This is a genomic window from Mesorhizobium sp. M7A.F.Ca.CA.004.04.2.1 (assembly GCF_004022825.1).
In the GTDB taxonomy this organism is placed as follows: Bacteria; Pseudomonadota; Alphaproteobacteria; order Rhizobiales; family Rhizobiaceae; genus Mesorhizobium.
The window spans coordinates 1-4,602 of the sequence record NZ_RZPH01000448.1; the positions used below are offsets into that span (position 1 = coordinate 1).

Here is a 4,602-nt window from a genome sequence, read left to right on the forward strand (position 1 = left end):
CAGCGCCGCAAGGCTCATGCACGACCACATCGCCATCAGTGTCGCCGATGCCATGTCGACCGTCAGGGAAGGCTTGGCAAGGATATACATCGACGTCGACCAGATCTAATCGGGCAACCCCAGCTTTGACCGAGGCAACCCCCTACCGCTCAGGCAACCCCTACCGCTCAGGCGACCTTGTCGAGCAGCGGCCTCAGCGCCGGATGGATTTCCGGTGAGGCGTGCTTGATCAGGGTCAACAGCGCGCGTTCGTTCTCATAAAGAGGCCTGTCGACGCCGATATGTTCGATCAGCCAGCCGGCTTCGCCGGCATCGACCGTCTCGGCGCGGCGGGCCAGAGCCTCGGCCGCCCTGTTCTTGGCTTCCCACTCGGCCTCGATGTCGCCTGGCGACCGATAGGCTTCCATGATGCCGGCAAGGCCGCCGGAGATCATGCGGCTGAAGAAGCCGCCGATTTCCGGATCGGCATGTTCGAGGAAGGCATCACGGCGCAGCGCCACATCGCGCGTCGGTGCTTCGTAGCCGGCCGAGCACATGATGAAATTGGCGATCGCCTTGACGAACAGCTCGTTCCAGGACGGATCATTGTGCCCTTGGGCAGTGCACTCGTTGATCTTGAACAGCACCTCGGCCTCGGCGCGCGTGATGGCGATGTTGCCGTCGCCGCCATGGGCGTGGAGGATCCGGCGCAGCAACTCGACCTCCGCCTGTGCGATGAGGCCGGGAGCCAGCGTGCCGCCGAGCATCAGCGGCCCCTTGCCGTCAATGACGGCATGCGCCACCTGCTCCAGCGCATACACACAAAGTTGGCTCGGCGACGATTTCGCCTGTTCCAGCACATGCACCAGCAATTCGAGCTCGGTCCGGCTGTCGACCATGCCATCGCGCGAGATCGTGCGGATCAGCCAGTCGGCATTGTCTTGCGAGATATAGCCCGACGGCTTTTCCTGGTGGACGATATAGTCGGTGACCGCCTCGACGAAGAAGGGCGGCCATTCCTGGCATTTGTCCTTCGCCGTTGCATCGAGCGCAAACAGCGCCTCGGCCTCGCCGCGCGTCACGACGCCGTCGCCGAACACTTCATGGCGCAACATCGCTACGTCCTCCGCGGCGATGCGGCTTTTCGAGGTCAGCCCGGCCACCGGCGCGCTCATGATCAATTCGCCCATTTGTCGTCCCCGTCCGCCGTCGCCAAGCGCCGGCCCCAAGCGTCATACACGCCAACATATCAGCAGTGTCTTGAAAAACCGGCAAACGGCGTGGTTAGCGAAGACTTGTCGGCCAACGCATGTCGCCCAAAAACGTGCCGCGGTTTTGAAGAATGGTACGCACGCGCTTTAGATGTCGCTGACAGGTGACAAGCCGCCGCGCGCGAGCTATGGATGGCGCGTCGAGGACTCAGGGTCTGAGTCCTACCTGTTTGCGGGAGAGAACAGCGAGAGCTGTCGCCGAAGGGGAAATCGCCCGAAATCTCTCAGGCAAAAGAACCGTAGACGGGAAAGACACTCTGGAAAGTCGGGGCTTGCCCCCGCGCCGAAGGTGTAAGCGCCGCTGACAGAGCTCCGGCTGCGCGAGTCTCTCAGGCTTCAGACAGAGGGGCACGGACTGGTCGCCATTCGCGACCGATTGCGTGCGACTCTGGAGACGACATGACGGGCGACGATACAAGACACCTCCCCCTCGAAGACATCCATGTAACCGCCGGTGCGCGCTTCGGTGCTTTTGCCGGCTGGTCGATGCCGCTGACCTATCCGGCGGGCGTCATGAAGGAACATCTTCACACCCGCGAACAGGCCGGCCTGTTCGACATCTCGCATATGAAGCTGTTCGAAGTCAGCGGGCCGGAGGCGGTTGCGCTGCTCAACCGCGCTTGCCCCTTGGATGCAGGCGCACTCCAAATCTCACAGTCCAAACTGTCCTTTTTCCTCAACGAGGCAGGCGGCATCCTGGACGACCTCATCGTCACCAGACTTGGCGATAGCAGGTTCATGATAGTCGCCAACGCAGGCAACGCCGTCGCCGACGAAAAGCATTTGCGTGCACTTGCCGCGGATTTCGACGCCAGGGTCGAGCCGCTCGACCGCGTCTTCCTGGCCATCCAGGGTCCTGAAGCCTGGGCCGCCCTTTCCCGCGCCGGCATCGAGACCGGCTCGCTGCTTTTCATGCATGGTGTCGAACCGCGCAAGAACTGGTTCATGAGCCGGTCGGGCTATACCGGCGAGGACGGTTTCGAGATCGGCCTGCCGGAAGCCGATGCACGCGATCTCGTCGCGAAGCTGCTCGGCGATGAACGCGTGCTGTGGATCGGCCTGGCCGCCCGCGACAGTCTGCGGCTGGAGGCAGGGCTGTGCCTGCATGGCCAGGACATCACGCCGGAGACCAATCCGGCCAGCGCCGCCTTGATGTGGGCAATTCCAAAGGACATCCGCGCTTCCGGCGCTTTCATCGGCGCCGATGCGCTCCGCGCCGCCGTGGAACAAGGACCCGCGCAAAAGCGGGTCGGGCTTAAGCCGGAAGGTCGCCAGCCGGTGCGTGGCGGTGCCGCGCTCTTCGACGCCGACGGCAATCCGGCCGGCCAGGTCACATCGGGCGGTTTCGGCCCCTCGGCCGGCCATCCGGTCGCCATGGGCTATGTCTCGACACCTCTGGCAAAGCCCGGAACGCGGGTGTTCGCCGACGTGCGCGGCACAAAAATCCCAGTCGATATCAGTTCCCTGCCCTTCACACCGCATCGCTACCGCAAAGGATGATCTCAATGGCAACGACCTATTTCACATCAGATCACGAGTGGCTCCGCGTCGAGGGCGGCATCGCCACGGTCGGCATCACTGATTACGCGCAGGAGCAGCTCGGCGACCTCGTCTTCGTCGAACTACCGGAGACCGGAAAGAAATTGACCAAGGGCGACACCGCCGTCGTGGTCGAATCCGTCAAGGCGGCATCCGATGTCTATGCACCGGTCGATGGCGAGATCACTGAAGCGAACGGCACGCTGTCGTCGGACCCGTCGCTGGTCAACTCGGCAGCAACCGGAGCCGGCTGGCTGTGGAAGATGAAGCTTGCCGACGAAAGCCAGCTCGCCGGTCTCATGGATGAGGCCGCCTACAAAGCCCATATCGGTTGATACCAGGACTTATTGACATGACCGCAGCACCCTACCCCTTCTCGGCCCGCCATATCGGTCCCGGCCTCAACGACACCAGAGCGATGCTGGCCGCCATCGGCGTGCCCTCGATCGAGACGCTGATCAGCCAGTCCGTACCGAAGTCGATCCGGCTCGATCGGCCGCTTGCCCTGCCAGCACCGGCGAGCGAGGCGGAAGCGCTGGCCGAACTCTCGGCTGTCATGTCCGGGAATACAGTGCTGAAGAGCTTCATCGGCGCCGGTTATCACGGCGTCCATGTCCCGCCGGTTATCCAGCGCAATCTGTTCGAGAATCCTGCCTGGTACACGGCCTACACGCCCTATCAGGCAGAGATCAGCCAAGGCCGGCTCGAAATGCTGTTCAACTTCCAGACGCTGGTCACCGAATTGACCGGCCTGCCGGTGGCCTCGGCCTCGCTGCTCGATGAAGCAACCGCCGTGGCCGAAGCCGTCGGCATCGCCTTACGCCACCACCGTGACAAGCGAACCAAGGTCGCACTTGCCGGCACGCCGCATCCGCAGACGCTGGACGTGGTGCGCACCCGCGCCGAGCCGCTCGGCATCGAGATCGATGGCGAGACGATCGACGACAACACCGCCGCCCTGCTCGTCTCCTGGCCGGATACGTTTGGCGTCTATGGCGACCACAAGGCAGCGATCGACAAGGCGCGCGCGACCGGGGCTATCGTCGTCTTCATCGCCGACCCGCTCGGCCTGACGCTGACCGACGCGCCGGCCAAGCTCGGCGCCGACATCGCCGTCGGCCCGATGCAGCGTTTTGGCGTGCCGATGGGCTTTGGCGGCCCGCACGCGGCCTATTGCGCCGTCTCCGACAGGCTCACGCGGTTGATGCCCGGCCGCCTGGTTGGCCAGTCCACCGACAGCAAGGGCCGGCCTGGGTACCGGCTTGCCTTGCAGACGCGCGAACAGCATATCCGCCGCGACAAGGCGACCTCCAACATCTGCACCGCGCAGGCGTTGCTCGCCAACATGGCGACTGCCTATGCCATCTGGCACGGTCCCGCCGGGCTGCAGGCGATTGCCGGGCGCATCCACACGCTGGCCAATCGTCTTGCCTCCGGGCTCAAAGCAGCAGGTATCTCCGTGCTCGGTTCAAGCCGCTTCGACACGGTGACGGCCGAGGTGAAGGGTAAGGCAGCTTCGATCGCCACTGCGGCTGAAAAGGGTGGCAGGTTGCTGCGTGCCGTCGATGCCGATCATATCGGCATTGCCTTCGACGAAACCTCGACCGAGGCCGATCTCGACGCAATCGCGGCCCTGTTCGGCGCCAAGGCTGGTGTCTCCGCCGACAGCACGGTGCCCGGCAAGCCGCGCGGCAAGGAGTTCCTGACCCAGCCTGTTTTCCACGAAAACAAGTCGGAAACCGAGATGATGCGCTTCCTGCGCCGGCTGGCCGACAAGGACCTGGCGCTCGACCGCGCCATGATCCCGCTGGGG

General features: G+C 64.0%; 3 protein-coding genes, 1 pseudogene and 1 riboswitch. Of the genes and pseudogenes, 3 read left to right on the top strand and 1 reads right to left on the bottom strand.

The genetic code is table 11. From position 1 onward, the window contains the following. Positions 1–167 precede the first annotated feature (167 nt). Positions 168–1,169: a hypothetical protein gene (locus EN893_RS19720; RefSeq protein ID WP_127267798.1), complete on the bottom strand. Its 1,002-nt coding sequence runs from the start codon at positions 1,167–1,169 to the stop codon at positions 168–170. 244 nt (positions 1,170–1,413) lie between these two features. Next, a riboswitch (glycine riboswitch) is annotated at positions 1,414–1,500 on the top strand. 149 nt (positions 1,501–1,649) lie between these two features. Here EN893_RS19720 and gcvT point away from each other — a divergent pair. The 3 genes and pseudogenes from gcvT to EN893_RS19735 form a co-directional block, all read left to right on the top strand. Further along, on the top strand, positions 1,650–2,750 hold the full coding sequence (gene gcvT / locus EN893_RS19725; RefSeq protein WP_127267797.1) for a glycine cleavage system aminomethyltransferase GcvT: 1,101 nt from the start codon (positions 1,650–1,652) through the stop codon (positions 2,748–2,750). A gap of 5 nt (positions 2,751–2,755) precedes the next feature. After that, complete coding sequence (gene gcvH / locus EN893_RS19730) at positions 2,756–3,124, top strand: glycine cleavage system protein GcvH (protein WP_013531953.1); 369 nt, start codon at positions 2,756–2,758, stop codon at positions 3,122–3,124. 17 nt (positions 3,125–3,141) lie between these two features. Continuing rightward, a pseudogene (locus EN893_RS19735) lies at positions 3,142–4,602 on the top strand (glycine dehydrogenase (aminomethyl-transferring)); the annotation flags it as partial.